We start from the raw sequence: 17,611 nt of genomic DNA, 5'->3' as shown, positions 1-17,611 counted from the left end.
TCCATTATGAGTGAGAAGCTTTCTATTTCGCAATGGGCAGAGGAAGACAAGCCTCGTGAAAAACTGGAGCGACTGGGAGCATCAGCACTATCCAATGCCGAACTGCTAGCCATACTGATCGGTTCCGGCTCTCAGGACGAGAGTGCCGTAGACCTGATGAAACATATCATGAGCGATTGCGACAACAATCTCAATTCACTCGGCAAGATGAGCATCAAGGAACTCACCCGCTACAAGGGAATGGGTCCCGCCAAGGCCATCACCATCCTTGCTGCCTGTGAGCTGGGGAAGCGTCGTGCCCTCGATAAGTTGGGCAATCGCCCCGATTTGGGCTCTTCTCTCGCCATCTACAACTACATGCTCCCCAAGATGCAGGACCTCGACACAGAGGAAGCATGGGTTCTCATGATGAACCAGAACTTCAAGCTCATCAAGGCAAGTTGTCTCTCGCATGGCGGCATCACGGAAACCGCCGTCGACATCCGCCTGCTCATCAAGGAAGCCGTACTCAACAATGCCACCATCATAGCCTTTTGTCACAATCACCCCAGTCATAGTCCGCTGCCCAGCAAGGCAGACGACCAGCTCACCCTGCAGATACAGAAGGCATGCGAAATCATGCGTCTCTTTTTCATGGACCATGTCATCATCACCGATGGCAGTTTCTATTCCTATCACGACAAGGGAAAGTTGTAAATCCAGGTATTTTTCATGTCTTTGTGCGCAAACAGGAAAAATAATTCTCCATTTATTTTGCATTGTCTATAATTATTGTTACCTTTGCAGAAAACAATATAAATTATGACACAAGAAGAAAAGACAAAGATAGAAGAAAGAATCGTTGATGTTCTCAAAACCGTTTACGACCCTGAGATTCCCGTGAACATCTGGGACCTGGGCATGATTTACAAGATTGACGTGAAGGACGATGCCACCGTAGAGCTGGATATGACCTTCACAGCCCCATCATGCCCTGCTGCCGACTTCATCCTGGAAGATGTACGCAGCAAGGTAGATAGCGTAGAAGGCGTGAAATCAGCCAATGTAAACCTCGTTTTCGAACCAGCCTGGGACCAGAGCATGATGAGCGAGGAAGCTCGCGTAGAACTCGGCTTTGAATAAAGACAAAGCCGTTGAATTCTTCACTCTTCATTCTTCACTCTTCACTTAAAAAGAATCGCTTATGAAAAATGTATATTTCCTCTCTGATGCGCATCTTGGCTCATTAGCCATTCCGCATGCCCGCATGCAGGAGCGCCGCCTCGTCCGCTTTCTCGACAGCATCAAGAACAAGGCTGCAGCCATCTATCTGCTGGGCGACATGTTTGATTTCTGGAACGAATACAAGAATGTTGTTCCAAAAGGATACACCCGCTTCCTGGGAAAAATCTCTGAGTTGACTGATATGGGAGTGGAAGTACATTTCTTCACCGGCAACCACGACTTATGGACGTATGGCTACCTGGAAGAAGAGTGTGGCATGATAGTGCACCACAAACCGCAGACCGTTGAAATCTACGACAAGATTTTCTTCCTTGCCCATGGTGACGGACTGGGCGACCCCGACAAGAAATTCAAGTTTCTGAAGGCAATGTTCCACAACCGCACCTGTCAGCGCCTCTTGAATGCCATCCATCCCCGCTGGGGATTGGCATTGGGACTGAACTGGGCGAAGCATAGTCGCTTGAAACGTGCCGATGGCAAGGAGGAGCCTTACATGGGCGAAAAGAAGGAATTCCTGGTCCGCTTTGCTAAGCAGTACATGCAGGGACACAAGGATGTGGATTATTTCATGTTTGGCCATCGCCACATCGAACTGGATCTGATGCTGAGCAAGAAGACCCGCCTGATGATTCTGGGCGACTGGATATGGCAGTTTACCTATGCCGTATTCGATGGCGAACACATGTTTATGGAAGAATATGTGGAAGGCGAAAGCCAACCGTAAGTATAATTTATAGTTGATAGTTAATAGTTTATAGGGCAATCTTGCTTAAAGCGGTTCCTGCTATAAACTATTAACTATAAACTATTAACTATCAACAAAGCTTTTATCTCTGAATGCGTCCACCCGAAGAAGTCATGTTATTGATGATTTCTTCTTCACTTACCAAGTTCTGGTCACCTGGTATCGTATTCTTGATGGCACTAGCCGAGAGCGAGAAGTCCAGGCAATACTGATTCTTATCACCCCACTTCTGATGTGCATGAATATAGGCTGCTACGAAAGCATCGCCTACACCCATCGGATCCACAATCGGCTCTATATCGTATATTCTTGTTGTATAGAGCTGGTCTTCCACTGCATCATAGAGCAGACCACTCAAGGTGTGATGACTGCTGGCTATCTGATTTCTCACCGCCATCACCATCTTCTTACACTTAGGGAAGAGATGGTGCATCTTGCGGAAATACGCCAGATAAGCCTCCTTATCAATCTCATAGTTCTCATCCAAAGCCTCAAAAGGAATGTGAGGCACACCACTGGCCACCTCCCACTCATTCTGGTCACCGAAGATGATGTCGCTATACTGCATCATCTGGAAGAGCACATCGTGAGGTTCCAGGCCATATCCCCAGAGATTCTTGCGATAGTTGATATCGCAGGCAATGGTCAAGCCGTCGGCAACAGCCAGCTTGATGGCATCCATGGTAGATTCCATGGCATCACGGCTGATGGCACAGGTGATGCCCGAGCAATGGAATACGGCTGCATCTGCCAATACCTGATCCCATTTCACCATACCTCGCTTCAAGGTATAGAAAGAAGAATTCTTGCGGTCGTAGACCACGCGAGAATTGCGCATTGCCACAGCCTCCTCGAAATAATAAGTTCCAAGACGGTCGCCACCACGCACCACATGAGAAACATTCAGACCATACTCTCTGAGGTGCATCAACGCAGCCTGTCCCATCTCGCCATACGGCAAGCGGGTAACATACTCCACGTTATCGCCCAAATAAGCCAAAGAGATGGCTGCATTTGCCTCACTTCCACCATAGTTGCCAAACATACGGTGTCCTTGGAATAAACGTTGATAACCAGGCTTAGATATTCTAAGCAATATTTCTCCGAAAGTTACAATCTTTGTTTTCATCATTCTCAAAAATCTCAAAAAATTAAAAAGGTGAAGACCTATCACATTTGTTTTAGTCTTCACCTTATTATATTATATCTTTGTGCTGGATTTACTTCTTAGCAACCAACTCCATTGTATCGCGAGCGATAACGATCTCCTCGTCGGTAGGAACTACTACTACCTTCACCTTACTGTCGTCAGTAGAGATGATAGCTTCCTCGCCACGAACCTTGTCGTTCACTTCCTTGTTGATCTTGATACCGAGATACTCCAGGTTCTTGCAAGAATCCTCGCGCAGGTCGGTCTGGTTCTCACCCACACCAGCTGTAAATACGATAGCGTCAACGCCACCCATAGCTGCTGTGTAAGCACCAATGTACTTCTTGATGCGATACTCATACATGCGGAGAGCCAGCTGAGCCTTCTCGTTACCCTCGTTGGCAGCATTCTCGATGTCGCGCATATCAGAAGAAATACCTGTGATACCGAGCACACCACTCTTCTTGTTCAGGAAGTCAGCCATCTCCTGTGGCTTCATGTTCAACTTCTCCATCAAGTAGGTAACGGCAGAAGCATCGATGTCACCACAACGTGAACCCATCATCAAACCAGCCAATGGAGTCAAGCCCATTGATGTATCCAATACCTTACCATTCAATACAGCAGCTACAGAGCCACCGTTACCGATGTGGCAAGTGATGATCTTAGAGTTGTTCTGGTCGAGACCGAGAATCTCGCAAACACGCTTAGAAACATAGCGGTGAGATGTTCCGTGGAAACCATAACGGCGTACGTGATACTTCTCGTACAACTCGTAAGGAATTGCATAGAGGTAAGCATAGTCTGGCATTGTGCTGTGGAATGCGTTGTCGAATACGCAAACCTGAGGAGTGCCAGGCATCAAAGAGTCAACGGCACGGATACCCTTCAGGTGACCTGCGTTGTGAACAGGAGCGAGGTCGCAAAGTTCCTCGATACCATCCTCTACACTCTTGTCAACGATGACGCTCTCCTTGAACTTGTCACCACCCTGCACTACGCGGTGTCCTACAGCGTCGATTTCCTTCAAGTCCTTGATGGCGCCGATTTCCGGGTCGAGCAGGCACTTGAACACGAAGTTCACACCTTCCTTGTGGTCAGGCATGTCGTGCATAATCTGCTTCTTCTCGCCGTTAGGCAATTTCACCTTGATGAAAGCGTTATCAAGACCGATACGCTCTACACCACCCTGTGCCAATACAGACTCATCGTCCATATTATATAACTTGTACTTGATAGATGAACTACCACAGTTCAGAACCAATACTTTCATTTTGCTTTCAATTTAAAATTTATAGTTTACAGTCTATAGCATAAACCACCCATCTTACAGCAGCTTAGCCCTATAAACTGTTAACTGTTAACTATTAACTATATACTTACGCCTTCTTAGCATCCTGTGCCTGGCAAGCTGTGATAGCTACCATGTAGTAGATGTCATCTACAGAGCAACCACGAGAGAGGTCGTTTACAGGACGAGCGATACCCTGGAGGATAGGACCAATAGCGATGGCACCACCCAGGCGCTGAACGAGCTTGTAGCCGATGTTACCTACCTCGAGGTTTGGAACTACCAATACGTTAGCCTTACCAGCTACCTCTGACTTAGGAGCCTTCTTGGCAGCTACCTCTGGAACGAGGGCTGCATCAGCCTGAAGCTCACCGTCGAGGTGAAGCTCTGGGAACTTCTCCTTAGCGATAGCAACAGCATCCTTCACCTTGTCGATGATATAAACACTCTTGCCTGTCTCCTTGTTGATGGCATCCTTGGCGCTACCCATGGTTGAGAAGCTCAACATGGCAATCTGAGGATCAGCAATACCTGCCACTGACTGAGCTGTATGAGCTGTAGTATAGGCAATCTGAGCAAGCTGGTCGGCTGTAGGGTTTGGAGTTACAGCAACGTCACCCATTACCACTACGCCATCCTGACCATACTGCTTCTGGTCTGAGATGAGCAGCATAGCTCCACTTACGCAAGTGATACCTGGAGTACACTTGATAATCTGAAGAGCTGGACGAAGAGTATCGCCAGTTGTGCTCAATGCACCAGAAATCTGACCATCAGCACCCTCTGTCTTGATAATCATGCAACCGAGGTAGAGGTTGTTCTTAGTTACGAGTTCACGAGCCTGCTCTACGGTCATGCCCTTCTTCTTGCGAAGTTCAGCGAGCTTCTCAGCATACTCCTCAGTCTTAGGGTTGTTTTGTGGATCAACGATAGTAGCCTTGTCGATGTTGTTAAGACCCCACTGTGCAGCGAGATTCTTAATGTTGGCAGGGTTACCGATGAGGATGATGTCTGCGAGATCATCAGCCAGAACTTTATCGGCTGCTTTCAAAGTACGCTCCTCTTCTGCTTCAGGGAGCACGATGCGCTGCTTGTCAGCTTTAGCGCGAGCTACGATTTGCTGTAATAAATCCATTTTATTTCTTTCTTTATATAATTTTATTATCTTCGTATGGTGGATATGTCAAAGGGTAAGGCTGCATTTTTGCACTTTTTGCCGTTTTGCCACATCGACTTTGCAAAAGTACATATTTATTTTGAAATAACACTCACTAAAATGTGTAAAAAAAGCTAAAACGGGAGATAATCATTATCGTAAAGGTTTACGTTCCAAGAAAAGTGAAGTATTAAGAGTGAAAAGTGAAGAACGAAAGCACATGAATTCTTCACTCTTCGTTCTTCACTCTTCACTTAATTTATAGCATTTCCTGAGTAAGGATGCTTTCCAGCTCCTCTGCCGAGAGTCGGAGTTTGAACTCTCCCTTGATGGCTACGCTGATTCGTCCCGTCTCTTCCGATACGATGACGGCGATGGCATCACTGCTCTGCGAGATACCCAGGGCAGCTCGGTGGCGGAGTCCCAGTTCCTTGGGAATATCCAGGTTGTGACTCACGGGGAGGATGCAGCCTGCTGCCATGATTCGCTTGTTGCTTACCACCATGGCTCCATCATGCAGAGGCGAGTTCTTGAAGAAGATGTTCTCTATCAACCGCTGGTTGATCTTGGCATCTATCTCCTCGCCCGTATCCATGATATCCTTCAAAGGCACGCCACGCTCGATAACGATAAGGGCACCCACATATTTCTTAGCCATGCTCATGCAGGCCATCACGATAGGCATGATGGTTTCCTTGTTCGCCTCCTTCTGGCTCTCCTTGCTGGAGTGGAAGAAGCGGACCAGCCTCCGCATGCCTTTCTGTGAACCTATCTCATATAGAAATCTTCGGATGTCTTCCTGGAAAATGACGATAAGGGCGATGACTCCCACGCTCACCAGTTTATCGAGGATGGAACCCATCAGGCGCATCTCCAGCACCTGACTCACGAAGAGCCAGATGAGCACAAAGAGCATGATGCCCACGAAGATATTGAGCGAGCGGGATTCCTTCATCAGGCGATAGACGTAGAAGAGCAGCGAGGCTACCAGGAGTACGTCTAACGCATCTTTGATTCCAAACTCTATCATACTCTGCCCTCCGTCATGGCTTCCACGATTTTCACAGCCTCAGCAGCTTCCTTCACATCGTGAACACGAAGGATGCTGGCACCCTTCATCAGGGCGATGGTATCAAGCACAGCGGTTCCGTTGAGCGATGTGGTGGCATCGCCACCCAGCAGCTTGTAAATCATGCTTTTGCGGGAGATGCCCACGAGCACAGGAAGTTCCATTACGTTCAACTTCTCCATCTCATCATAAATCTGATAATTCTGGATGAGATTCTTGCCGAAACAGAAGCCCGGGTCGAGGATGATGTCCTTGGCACCCAGGTCGCGCAACTGCTGCACTTCCCTGGCAAAGCCCTTCATCATCTTGGCGAGCGTAGGCTGCACCGACATTAATATATAAGGCACCTTCAGTTCGCCCACCACACGGAACATTTCAGGATATTCCTCCTGTCTCTGCTCCAGCGGCACATTGGCGATACCTGTGATTCCACCTTCTGAAACATCGTTGATGATATCGGCTCCCCACTCCCCGATACACTTGCGTGCCAAGGTAGGGCGATAGGTATCTACGGAGATGGCAGCATGCGGTTGCTCCCTGCGAACGATGTCGAGAGCGAACTTCAGGCGTCTTCCCTCCTCCTCTTCCGATACTTCATCGGCACCGGGACGGGTGGAGAAAGCGCCCACATCAATGATGCTTCCACCTTCTTCTATAATCTGATTAGCTCTCTGAGCTATCTCCATTTCTGTCTGCTTTCTACTTCCTGAGTAGAAGCTGTCGGGCGTAACGTTCAGGATGCCCATCACCTGAGGGGTACTCAAATCCATCAAGCGCCCCTTGATATTGATCGTATATTCCATCGGATTATAACTCTTTAAGCCATTTCTTACCTGATTCAGTATATGTCCAAAGCAAAATACCACCACCTATTAAAGTGCCTATTCCAAATATCAAAATCATTGTTTCCATTTTCTTAATATTTTAAAATTCGATTACCTACTATTGCAAACAAAATTGTCATGCACACACCAAATAAAACATACAGAAGATTCATATAACCGAATTCTCCTGTTATCATTGGCGTAAGCCCACCCAAAACCATCGCTCCAAAACTTAGTTTGGAGATATCGAAGAAATAACCAGCTAGCTTGTCTTTCCTCGTTTTTAATTTATCTCTTTCTATGTTTGCGCCCATTCCGACCTCACTTTCCAAAGATTACTTGAATATTTCTGCAAAAATAGAAAGAATAATCGAGAAAAACACATTTTTTTGAAAAAATGTTTGCTATGTCCACGATTTAATGTACTTTTGCACTCAAAACAACAGTTATAGACTATGGATATTTCAGAACTCTATCAGATTTACCAAGCGCACCCAGTGATTACCACTGACAGCCGCGACTGCCCAGAGGGCAGCATCTTCCTGGCTTTGAAGGGCGCATCGTTTGATGGCAACAAGTTTGCCGACATGGCTTTGGAGAAAGGCTGTGCCTATGTGATTGTAGATGAAAAAGAGTATGCCAAGGAGGGCGACGAGCGCTACATCCTCGTAGAGGATTGCCTCACCACCTTCAAGGAACTCGCCCGTGAGCATCGCCGCCACTTCAATATTCCTGTGGTAGGCATCACCGGAACCAACGGCAAGACCACCACCAAGGAACTCGTCTCTGCCGTTCTCGGCGAGAAGTTCAATGTGATGTTCACCCAGGGTAACTTCAATAATGACGTGGGCGTACCAAAGACCCTCTTCCGCCTCTCTCCGGAAAACGAGATTGCCGTTGTAGAGATGGGTGCATCCCATCCTGATGACATCCGAAAGCTCGTGGAATACGTGGAGCCTACCTGCGGTATGATTACCAACGTAGGCCGTGCCCACCTGCAGGGATTCGGAAGTTTCGAAGGCGTGAAGAAAACCAAGGGAGAACTCTATGATTACCTCGCAGCCAACGATGCCCTCGTCTTCATCAATGCCGACAACGAGCACCTGATGCAGATGGCTGAGCAGCGCAACATCAACCGTCTCATCACCTACGGCAAGGACGAAAACTGTGATGTATGGGGAGAAGTCATCTCCTGCGCACCTTTCCTGAAGTTCCGCTGGCGCACCGAGAGTTTCGACTGGCATGAGGTTCAGACCCATCTCATCGGCTCTTACAACATCGACAACATGCTTGCCGCCATCACCATCGGTCTTCATTTCGACGTGAAGCCTCAGCAGATAGATCATGCCCTGGAGAACTACATCCCAAGCAACAACCGTTCGCAGTTGGAAGAGACGGCGCACAACAAGCTGGTGGTAGATGCCTACAATGCCAACCCATCGAGCATGGCAGCCGCCATCGAGAACTTCCGCGTGATGGATGTGCCTCATAAAATGGCGATTCTCGGACAGATGGGCGAGCTCGGCGAAGTGAGCCACGAGGAGCACCAGAAGGTTGTAGATCAGTTGCAGGCAGCCGGTCTGGAGAATGTATGGCTGGTAGGCGATGAGTTCAAGGATATTCCATGCAGCTACCGCAAGTTCCAGAATGTAGAGGAAGTGAAGGAAGCGCTCAAGGCGAACCAGCCTCACGACCATTACATCCTCATCAAGGGCAGCAACAGCGTGAAGCTCTTCCAGCTTCCGGAGTTGTTATAAGAAGAACTTTCAGAATGAGTAAAACTATAAAAGCAAAAAGCCTTGCGGGATTCCGTAAGGCTTTTTGCTTTATGATATGGATTCTGCAAATAGAATCCTGAATTTTACTTCTTGCACATTTCCATTACTTGCACATTTCCAGAAAATACTTATGAATCTCCAGGCTTTCGTTCAATTCGGGATGGAAGGCGGTAACCAGCTGCTTACCCTGGCGGGCAGCCACAATCTTACCATCTACTTCCGCCAGAACCTCAGCATCTCCCCACACCTCTTTAATATAAGGAGCACGGATGAAAGTCATAGGGATATTTCCCTCGATGCCCTTCATCGGAGCCTCGATGTAGAAACTGCCCAACTGGCGACCGTAGGCATTTCTCAAAGCCGTGATGTCCATCGAAGCAATGCGATGGCTAGGCTCGCCCTCAATCTTCTTGGCAAGAAGAATCAAACCGGCACAGGTACCATAAACTGGCAAGCCGGCAGCAATCGCCTCCTTCACTGGCTCCATCAATCCCAGTTCATTCAAGAGTTTCGCCTGGGTGGTACTCTCACCACCCGGAATAATCAAGCCATCCTTAGGCTGGTCCCAATCCTTCAACTGGCGAACCTCGAAACTATCCACGCCCAGCTGAGCCAGTTTCTGTCTGTGCTCAGCAAAAGCGCCTTGTAAAGCTAATACAGCGATTCTCATTACTTACCTCTTTCAGCCATGAGCAAAGCAATCTCCTGCTCATTGATACCTACCATTGCCTCGCCGAGATCCTCGCTCAACTCAGCCAACATCTTAGGGTCGTTGTAGTTGGTAACAGCCTTCACGATAGCCTGGGCACGCTTAGCAGGGTTACCGCTCTTGAAGATACCAGAACCTACGAATACACCCTCGGCACCGAGCTGCATCATCAGGGCAGCATCAGCTGGAGTAGCCACACCACCGGCAGCGAAGTTAACCACTGGCAACTTGCCGTTCTCGTGAACATACTTCACCAGGTCGTAAGGAGCCTGCAACTGCTTGGCAGCCTCATAAAGTTCATCCTCGCTCATAGAAACCAGGCGGCGGATTTCGCTCTGCATCATACGCATGTGGGTAACAGCCTGAACCACATCACCTGTTCCTGGCTCACCCTTGGTACGGATCATGGTTGCACCCTCAGCGATACGGCGGAGCGCCTCGCCCAGGTTCTTGGCACCACAAACGAATGGCACGTCAAACTGAGTCTTGTCGATGTGATAAACGTTATCTGCTGGAGAGAGCACCTCGCTCTCGTCAATATAGTCGATTTCGATAGCCTGAAGAATCTGAGCCTCAGCGAAGTGACCGATGCGGCACTTAGCCATTACAGGGATAGAAACAGCCTCCTGAATACCCTTGATCATCTTAGGGTCGCTCATACGAGAAACGCCACCTGCTGCACGAATATCAGCTGGAATACGTTCCAGCGCCATTACTGCGCATGCACCTGCTGCCTCTGCGATTTTTGCCTGTTCTGGAGTTGTTACGTCCATAATCACACCACCCTTGAGCATCTGAGCCAAGTTGCGGTTCAATTCTTGTCTATTTTCTGCCATAATTCTTTTAATTTTATCTATTTACGGCTGCAAAGGAAACACTTTTCAACGAAACAGCAGAAAAATGTTCCAAATTCTGCAAACATTGAGTCATTTTGTATAAAGGATGATTCGCAAAAGTATAAGGCATATTCCGAAATATGCAAAGCTCTACACAAAAAGATTTGTTAAACAATAATAATTTAAAGGAGTTTATCTTCTAAGCATCTTTATTTTTTCGTATCTTTGCGAAAAGTTTCGTTACGAAAAAATTCGATTATGGAAAATCCGTTTAAATTTGGCTCATTGGTTGATGCCCCATACTTTACAGACAGAGTGAAAGAACTGGACTACATCGTACAGTTTCTCAAGAGCGAGAACCACCTTGTTCTTATGTCACCACGACGTTTTGGCAAATCAAGTCTCGTAAAAAAGGCTGTTGTCCAAACCCAACGACCATACCTATGGCTCAATATGCAAGCCGTGCTCAGCAAAGAAGATTTTGCGGCAAAGCTTCTGAAGGAACTGCTCAATCAATTCAAACTGGAAAAGATGAAGCACTATCTTCGTAACTTCCGCATCATTCCTTCTATCAACATGAACCCGATGACAGACGAGCTATCGGTTTCATTCCAACCATCAACCGACAATGGAACAACTGCAATAGAAGATGTTTTAAATACAATTCTGAAGGTTTCTACACCTCAAAACAAACTGATTGTTGTCTTTGACGAGTTTCAAAGCATCCTGGAAATCGATAAAAACATGGATAAGCAGCTCCGTTCCATCATGCAGGAACAGACAGGCATCAATTACATCTTTCTAGGCAGCCAGGAATCGATGATGACAGATATCTTTGAACGTGTGAAGTCTCCGTTCTATCATTTTGGAATGCTGATGAGACTCAACAAGATTCCATACGAAGATTTCAAATCATATATTGCAGACAGATTGAAAGATGTATCAGAGCAGCCTACTCAAATTGCAGACGAGATACTGGCCTTTACAAGTTGCCATCCATACTACACGCAACAGCTTTCATTCGCAGTTTGGAACAACCTGGTAGCTGGCAAAAACGAGGATGTACTCCAACTCGCCATAGAAGACATCATAACAACTCATGATTTAGACTACGAACGTTTATGGCTGAATTTCAATAAGACAGACAAATATGTAATGGTCAGTATCTGCGAGGGCAACAATCCTGCACAAGACAGGAACCAACCTACCAGCACGATGACCAGTGCCCTATTGCGTTTAAGCAAGAAAGGCTACATCATCCGAAGTGACAGATATGAAATAGAAGACCCATTCTTCAGGAAATGGATACTCAAGAATATGATTGAGTAAGATTATATACTGAGAAATCGCCAGCGAAGCTGTAGAAAGGCTTCACTGGCGATTTTATTCCATATCAAACGCATTTTAGTTTCCCAATTCCAACTGATTCTTCACAAGATTATAATATGCCCCTCGCTTGGCGGTTAAAGATTCATGGTTGCCAATCTCAACCACCTTTCCCTGGTCAAGGACTACGATTTGGTCGGCATTCTTCACCGTGCTCAGGCGATGAGCAACAATCACAACCGTCTTGCCTTGATAGAACTTATCCAGGTTCTCCACGATATTACGCTCGTTGTTGGCATCAAGCGAGTTGGTCGCCTCGTCCAGGAAGATATAGTCAGGATTCTTATACACCGCCCTTGCTATCAGGATGCGTTGTTTCTGTCCCTGGCTCAGTCCTACGCCATCACGCCCTATCTTGGTGTTGAACTTCAGCGGCAAGGCCATCACATAATCCTTGATGCAAGCTATCTCAGCAGCTCTCATCAAACGGTCTTCATCTATCTCTGCATCATCCACGGCTATATTGCGCCCGATGCTCTCCGAGAAGATGACGCCCTCCTGCATCACCACGCCACACTGTCGGCGCCACCATTTCCTGTTGAGCTGATTGATGTCGGTATCGCCAATGGTGATTTTTCCTTCCAGCACCGGGTAGTAACCCAGCATCAATCGGATGAGCGTGGTCTTTCCGCTGCCCGAAGCTCCCACAATCGCCGTCACCTTGCCTTGAGGAATAAGAATATCCACCCCGTCTATTGTCTTTCTGAGGGCATGAGGATCATACTTGAACATGATGTTGCTGATATGGATACCATCCTCAGGATGTTCAAGACCTGTCAGCAAGCCCTCCTTCCCGTTCTCATCATCCATCTGATGAATCTCATTGATTCGTTCCAGACTGATTTTCACATCCTGAACGGAATAGAAGAAGTTCATGAGTTGCTCCACCGGCGAGTTGAGCTGTCCGATGATATATTGCACGGCGAGCATCATACCCAAGGTCATGTGCCCCTGGATTACCGCCGTAGCGGCAACCACCGTCACAACGATATTCTTCACCTCATTGATAAAAATACTTCCTGCCTCCTGGGTCTGCTGTAGTTTTAGAGATTTCTGCTGCACTCTGAAAAGATTCACCTGAGTTTCCTCCCACTCTTTTCGCTTGCGCTGCTCACAATCCTGCAACTTGATTTCCTGCATAGAAGTGATGAACTCGTATGTTCTGTTGTTATTGATGGCCTGCTGCTCGAAGAGTTCATAATCAAGCACCTTTCTTCGACGCAGGAAGAGTGCCATCCATCCTCCGTACAGGATGCTGCCAAGCAAGAAGATGGCAAACACCACTTTATTATATATAAAGAGCACCACCGAAAACACCACGAAGGTAAGCATGGCAAAGGTGATGTTGAGCGTCTGCTGGGTGAGGAAGTTGTTCACACGGCTATGATCGTTCATTCTTTGCATCAAGTCGCCCATCAGTTTGGTGTCGAAGAACGACATCGGCAGTTTCAGCAGTTTGATGAAGAAATCGCTCACCAGGGAGATGTTGATCCGCATGGAGATGCGGAGCAGGAACCATCGGCGGGCAAAGTCTATTGCAGTTCGGCTGATAGTGAGCATCAACTGGCCTAAGAGAATGAGCCAGATGAATCCAATGTCTTGGTTCTTGATACCGACATCCACGATGGATTGGGTAAGGAACGGCAACACCAGCTGCAGGGCGCTGCCCGCAAGCAGTCCCAAGACAATCCAGGAGAATGCCTTGCGGTATTTCTTGAAATATCTGAGAAGGAACTTGAAGGAATGCTTCTCCTTCTGTCTATCTTCTCCTTCCATCTGATAGGTAAAGAAGGCAGGAGTGGTCTCGAAGAACATGGCGATACCCTTGTCCTCGCCATTAGAGCGAGTGCTTATCCAATGCCGTCTGAATTCTTCAATATTATAAGTTGTCTTTCCCTTGCCAGGGTCTGCGATATAGAACTTCTTGCCCTTCTTCACCTTATATAATACCACGAAATGGTTCTGGTTCCAATGAAGGATGCAAGGAAGCGGAGTCTCGCTAAGTTCTACGACACTTGTTTTGGCACATACCGTATCCAGTCCCAAGGTCTTCGCTGTTTCGTTGATACCAAGCATCGAAACCCCTTCGGTTGTGGCAAAACAGAGTTTCGACAGAGAATCCAAAGAATATTCTCTGCCGAAATATTTACAAATCATCTGCAAGCAAGTAATGCCACATAGCATACTATCATGCTGAAAACAAACAGGAAATCTATTCATTTACTTTTCCACATCTAAATTCTTACTATTATTTAGCTTTGTTGTCTTCCCCTTACCCAAACTATACTTAACACTGATAAGGGCAACAAAAGCATTTACTCTATTATCGCCATAGGTTTGATAAGCAAAATTTGGAAGACTCACTTTTGTATAAGTCTTCTTGGAAATCATGGAAGTCGGTATGCTTACTTCCAAAGATATTGGCAACTTACCTTTTAACAAAGAGTAAGAAGTTCCTACAAACAACTTTTCCTCTTCATCATACTGTTTACCTTGTAATAATGGCAATTTGTCATGTCGAAGGAAATAGCTAGCCATGAAACTCAATTTTGTTTTTGGAACATTCCAAAGAAACTGTGTATCAAGATACCAGGTTCTGCCAAAATGCTTCGTGTCATCTTTCATATACCGATGATACCATTGGTAATTTGCAACAAATGACAGTTCTACGCCTTTGCCAAGATTATAATCACCTTCCATTCCCAAGTAATTATGTCTGTAATTACAATTTGCTTGAGTTTGATAAGTTTTATCCTCTTCTTGCTGATAATAGTCTATAATCTCATCCTTGCTCTGCTTGTACATATAGTCAATCTTGACTATATTGACAAAGTTGACCGTAATTTCAGAATAATGCATAATTCTAGGTTTCAACTCAGAATTGCCTCTATGCCAAAGCACATCGTTCACTTGCCATCTTACCGTTGACAACTGATCAAGGTTGGGATACTCCACATCACAAAAATAATTATATTGCAAATACATCCACTTAATAGGTTTCCAATAACCTTTAAACAAAGGCATCCAAGATGTATGTTTCTCAGATACAGCCTTCAATTGGTTTTCATCTTTAACAGTCAACAAATGAGTGCCTAGCAAAGCATTGAAATTTCTAAATGGCTGATATGATATTGCTCCCATCAATTTACTTCGAGTTTCCTTGCTACTATGCAACAGAACATTCTCATTTCGGTCAGAATTAGAATAATCTTTCCATATTTGGGTGAAGTCTGCCCACAAAGACACCTTACTGCCTAAGTTATAATAACCAGACAAATAATAACGCCAATAGTTTTTATCTCCCTTGTAAGGGGTTTGAGCTACATCATTTTTTGCACTATAAAATCTATCTTCATGAATATCATACCTATTATATATGAGTTCCGAAGATAAATTTAAATGTTTTAGAACCGTTCCCTTATAAAACAATCCAATAGTATAATCATCTGTATTGAAATCATCTAGGCTATTTGATTCATATTTTTCGTCCCTATTAGAAACAGAAAAGAAATCACTTTGTTTACTTCCCTTTGTCTCTATCCAAGCTTGCACAGATAGTGTTTGATTATCTGACAATTTATAATCTGTTCCCAAACTAAAGCTACCAATATTGCTCCCAGTACTCATGTTTGGTTTTCTATAATCAATAGCCTTTGATTTTATCGTCACATCACCCAAGTTACTATATTCATAACCTAAAACATCATAATTCTGACGATGCGTAAAGTTTAGGCTGCCATACAGATTAACCCTTGGAAATGTATAGGTAAAGTTTGCACCCATAACTTCACTATTGGAATGCTTATTTCTGAAAGAATACAAATTGCGAGAGAACGCACTTATATCCCATCCTGTATAGTCATTAACCAGTTCCATATTAAGCACTACTGGATATTCAGAATATTTACCAGCAGGATAACGCATAATTTCTACGGTTTTGATGCGCTTTGGGTTTATGCTGATGGCATATTCTCGTTTTACTTCCTTGCCATTGATAATTACAGGTACATTTTTATCTTTTCCTACATTCACTTCGTCTGTTCCCCAATCTGTTGTTATACCTGGAATTTTTGCTAATAGCTGTATAGCACTAGTGGTTCCTTTTCGAAGGGAATCGGTGATGAATACAGTTTCTTTAGATGCATTTCTACTCACCATATCAGCCACAGCTACCACCTCCTTTAAGTTTTCCACCTTTGATTGCAATACAACGACACCTATATCGCCCTTGAAACCAAGAGGAGATATAGTATCTCGTTTTTCAAAACCTATCGACTGGAAAGACAATTTATATATGTTTCCTTTGCTCTCCAAAGAGAATTCTCCTGTTTCCATACTGCGCACTCCACCCAGAAACCGATTTGTTTTATCAAAAGCAGAAACTGTAACAAAAGGTACACAAGAAGAATCCGATACAGATACAATTTTTCCTCTCACCTGCGCTAAGCAAGTGAAAGGAAACAAAAATAACATCAACACTACCCAAATGTACTTCATCTCTTAAGTTTTTTATTATTAATGACTCGCCAACAATAATCTTTTATACGATGTTCCAACAATTCATATTGTCCTTGATGACCACAAGGTATTTTGCCGTGGTTTTCTATTATTCGTTCTTCTCGTAATATAGGACAACCACAATAACATAACGGATAATAATGACAATTATTACAAACGCATTTCTCGTCAAATAAGTCATAGTCAGAAAAAACTGGTTTTTCTTTCCAAATTATATCTCCATTAGGATCTAGATAACCACGTAATTTACCAATTGGTCTCTTATCACATTTTTCCACTCCTCCATTATAATAGAACATATTATAATGTTCTTTTTCTACATAGCACATAGAGAATACATGTTGGATAGAGAGTTCAAAGCCACATTCAACAAGTTTTTCTTGCAATTTGCGCAACAAAAGAATAGACACGTTCTGCTCTTTAACTTGCCATACCTTTTGTAAATCCACTAATATTCTATTTCTATATTCTTTTGGAATATATCTAGTTATATCAGTTACCAGTGTGTCACTTTTCAATGTTGCCAATGTATAATTGATTCTCAACGTAACTTTTGCCTCAGAATTTATCCTCAATAAGTTAACAATATTATTCAATATCAACCGAAAAGAACTGTCAGATAAACTATCTTGCTTATTTTTATTATGAGTCTTCTCATCGCCATCTATTGCTATTTGATAATAATCAACCTTGCATTTCTGTAAAAGTTTGATATTATCAATATTGAGCAAAGCACCATTCGTAGTTATGCCACTACTAAAATCAATTTTATGCTCTTCACAAAAACTAATCAGTTTCGGAGCTATGTATTCTATAACTTTCGGCTGCGTCAGTGGTTCTCCACCAAACCAAGATAAAACATATTCATGAATGGTATTTTCCAACAAATATTTTTTTATCAATAGTTCGTTAATAATTCAATAAT

Annotated in this window: 16 protein-coding genes; 5 read left to right on the top strand and 11 right to left on the bottom strand. The window is 44.8% G+C overall.

The window, feature by feature from the left end; genetic code table 11:
- Positions 1-6: 6 nt before the first annotated feature.
- The 3 genes from radC to KUA49_RS15695 all read left to right on the top strand — a co-directional run bounded on the left by radC (position 7) and on the right by KUA49_RS15695 (position 1,948).
- A complete protein-coding gene (gene radC, locus KUA49_RS15705; protein WP_218413163.1) occupies positions 7-696 on the top strand; it encodes a RadC family protein in 690 nt (229 codons plus the stop codon).
- A 105-nt stretch (positions 697-801) separates the two neighbouring features.
- A complete protein-coding gene (locus KUA49_RS15700) occupies positions 802-1,122 on the top strand; it encodes a metal-sulfur cluster assembly factor (RefSeq protein WP_153122355.1) in 321 nt (106 codons plus the stop codon).
- Positions 1,123-1,183: 61 nt separating this feature from the next.
- Entirely contained in the window at positions 1,184-1,948 is a 765-nt protein-coding gene (locus KUA49_RS15695; protein WP_217764131.1) for a UDP-2,3-diacylglucosamine diphosphatase, read from the top strand.
- Positions 1,949-2,051: 103 nt separating this feature from the next.
- Here KUA49_RS15695 and KUA49_RS15690 read toward each other — a convergent pair whose 3' ends face one another.
- The 6 genes from KUA49_RS15690 to KUA49_RS15665 all read right to left on the bottom strand — a co-directional run bounded on the left by KUA49_RS15690 (position 2,052) and on the right by KUA49_RS15665 (position 7,773).
- Entirely contained in the window at positions 2,052-3,098 is a 1,047-nt protein-coding gene (locus KUA49_RS15690) for a sugar kinase (RefSeq protein ID WP_203040107.1), read from the bottom strand.
- 91 nt (positions 3,099-3,189) lie between these two features.
- Positions 3,190-4,392, bottom strand: coding sequence for an acetate kinase (locus KUA49_RS15685; protein WP_117694666.1), 1,203 nt, complete (start codon positions 4,390-4,392; stop codon positions 3,190-3,192).
- A 106-nt stretch (positions 4,393-4,498) separates the two neighbouring features.
- On the bottom strand, positions 4,499-5,545 hold the full coding sequence (pta, locus tag KUA49_RS15680; protein ID WP_217764134.1) for a phosphate acetyltransferase: 1,047 nt from the start codon (positions 5,543-5,545) through the stop codon (positions 4,499-4,501).
- 280 nt (positions 5,546-5,825) lie between these two features.
- Complete coding sequence (gene cdaA / locus KUA49_RS15675) at positions 5,826-6,596, bottom strand: diadenylate cyclase CdaA (RefSeq protein ID WP_153090767.1); 771 nt, start codon at positions 6,594-6,596, stop codon at positions 5,826-5,828.
- Positions 6,593-7,438, bottom strand: a complete 846-nt coding sequence (gene folP, locus KUA49_RS15670; RefSeq protein ID WP_218413162.1) for a dihydropteroate synthase — start codon at positions 7,436-7,438, stop codon at positions 6,593-6,595. Before folP ends, cdaA begins: the two co-directional genes overlap by 4 nt.
- Positions 7,439-7,551: 113 nt before the next feature.
- Positions 7,552-7,773 (bottom strand): hypothetical protein, encoded by a 222-nt coding sequence (locus tag KUA49_RS15665; protein ID WP_134843681.1) that lies wholly within the window; start codon positions 7,771-7,773, stop codon positions 7,552-7,554.
- Positions 7,774-7,914: 141 nt separating this feature from the next.
- Here KUA49_RS15665 and KUA49_RS15660 point away from each other — a divergent pair, with 141 nt between their 5' ends.
- Entirely contained in the window at positions 7,915-9,216 is a 1,302-nt protein-coding gene (locus KUA49_RS15660; RefSeq protein ID WP_203050459.1) for a UDP-N-acetylmuramoyl-tripeptide--D-alanyl-D-alanine ligase, read from the top strand.
- 124 nt (positions 9,217-9,340) lie between these two features.
- Here the strand turns inward: KUA49_RS15660 and pdxT are convergent, their stop codons facing one another.
- Positions 9,341-9,907: a pyridoxal 5'-phosphate synthase glutaminase subunit PdxT gene (gene pdxT, locus KUA49_RS15655; RefSeq protein ID WP_218413161.1), complete on the bottom strand. Its 567-nt coding sequence runs from the start codon at positions 9,905-9,907 to the stop codon at positions 9,341-9,343.
- On the bottom strand, positions 9,907-10,782 hold the full coding sequence (gene pdxS, locus KUA49_RS15650; protein WP_006847583.1) for a pyridoxal 5'-phosphate synthase lyase subunit PdxS: 876 nt from the start codon (positions 10,780-10,782) through the stop codon (positions 9,907-9,909). Before pdxS ends, pdxT begins: the two co-directional genes overlap by 1 nt.
- A 258-nt stretch (positions 10,783-11,040) precedes the next feature.
- On the opposite strand from pdxS, the gene KUA49_RS15645 reads away from it, so the two are divergent.
- A complete protein-coding gene (locus tag KUA49_RS15645; protein ID WP_218413160.1) occupies positions 11,041-12,111 on the top strand; it encodes an AAA family ATPase in 1,071 nt (356 codons plus the stop codon).
- A gap of 75 nt (positions 12,112-12,186) precedes the next feature.
- Here KUA49_RS15645 and KUA49_RS15640 read toward each other — a convergent pair whose 3' ends face one another.
- Genes KUA49_RS15640 through KUA49_RS15630 form a run of 3 tightly spaced genes read right to left on the bottom strand, consistent with a single transcriptional unit; the run spans position 12,187 to position 17,570 of the window.
- On the bottom strand, positions 12,187-14,388 hold the full coding sequence (locus KUA49_RS15640; protein ID WP_218413159.1) for a peptidase domain-containing ABC transporter: 2,202 nt from the start codon (positions 14,386-14,388) through the stop codon (positions 12,187-12,189).
- Positions 14,389-16,665, bottom strand: coding sequence for an outer membrane beta-barrel protein (locus KUA49_RS15635; RefSeq protein ID WP_218413158.1), 2,277 nt, complete (start codon positions 16,663-16,665; stop codon positions 14,389-14,391).
- The gene (locus tag KUA49_RS15630; protein ID WP_218413157.1) at positions 16,662-17,570 is read right to left on the bottom strand and encodes a hypothetical protein; all 909 of its coding nucleotides are present in this window, start codon (positions 17,568-17,570) and stop codon (positions 16,662-16,664) included. The genes KUA49_RS15635 and KUA49_RS15630 overlap by 4 nt, the downstream gene beginning before the upstream one ends.
- Positions 17,571-17,611: the final 41 nt, after the last annotated feature.

The organism is Segatella copri, from assembly GCF_019249655.2.
Classification (GTDB): Bacteria; Bacteroidota; Bacteroidia; order Bacteroidales; family Bacteroidaceae; genus Prevotella.
This window is presented reverse-complemented; position numbering and strand designations above follow the sequence as displayed.

Coding starts and splice junctions, on each gene's coding strand:
- KUA49_RS15690 (WP_203040107.1), bottom strand. CDS start 3,098: ATGAAAACAAAGATTGTAACTTTCGGAGAAATATTGCTTAGAATATCT.
- KUA49_RS15635 (WP_218413158.1), bottom strand. CDS start 16,665: ATGAAGTACATTTGGGTAGTGTTGATGTTATTTTTGTTTCCTTTCACT.
- KUA49_RS15645 (WP_218413160.1), top strand. CDS start 11,041: ATGGAAAATCCGTTTAAATTTGGCTCATTGGTTGATGCCCCATACTTT.
- radC (WP_218413163.1), top strand. CDS start 7: ATGAGTGAGAAGCTTTCTATTTCGCAATGGGCAGAGGAAGACAAGCCT.
- pdxT (WP_218413161.1), bottom strand. CDS start 9,907: ATGAGAATCGCTGTATTAGCTTTACAAGGCGCTTTTGCTGAGCACAGA.
- pdxS (WP_006847583.1), bottom strand. CDS start 10,782: ATGGCAGAAAATAGACAAGAATTGAACCGCAACTTGGCTCAGATGCTC.
- KUA49_RS15695 (WP_217764131.1), top strand. CDS start 1,184: ATGAAAAATGTATATTTCCTCTCTGATGCGCATCTTGGCTCATTAGCC.
- KUA49_RS15660 (WP_203050459.1), top strand. CDS start 7,915: ATGGATATTTCAGAACTCTATCAGATTTACCAAGCGCACCCAGTGATT.
- KUA49_RS15640 (WP_218413159.1), bottom strand. CDS start 14,388: ATGAATAGATTTCCTGTTTGTTTTCAGCATGATAGTATGCTATGTGGC.
- folP (WP_218413162.1), bottom strand. CDS start 7,438: ATGGAATATACGATCAATATCAAGGGGCGCTTGATGGATTTGAGTACC.
- KUA49_RS15665 (WP_134843681.1), bottom strand. CDS start 7,773: ATGGGCGCAAACATAGAAAGAGATAAATTAAAAACGAGGAAAGACAAG.
- KUA49_RS15700 (WP_153122355.1), top strand. CDS start 802: ATGACACAAGAAGAAAAGACAAAGATAGAAGAAAGAATCGTTGATGTT.
- pta (WP_217764134.1), bottom strand. CDS start 5,545: ATGGATTTATTACAGCAAATCGTAGCTCGCGCTAAAGCTGACAAGCAG.
- KUA49_RS15685 (WP_117694666.1), bottom strand. CDS start 4,392: ATGAAAGTATTGGTTCTGAACTGTGGTAGTTCATCTATCAAGTACAAG.
- cdaA (WP_153090767.1), bottom strand. CDS start 6,596: ATGATAGAGTTTGGAATCAAAGATGCGTTAGACGTACTCCTGGTAGCC.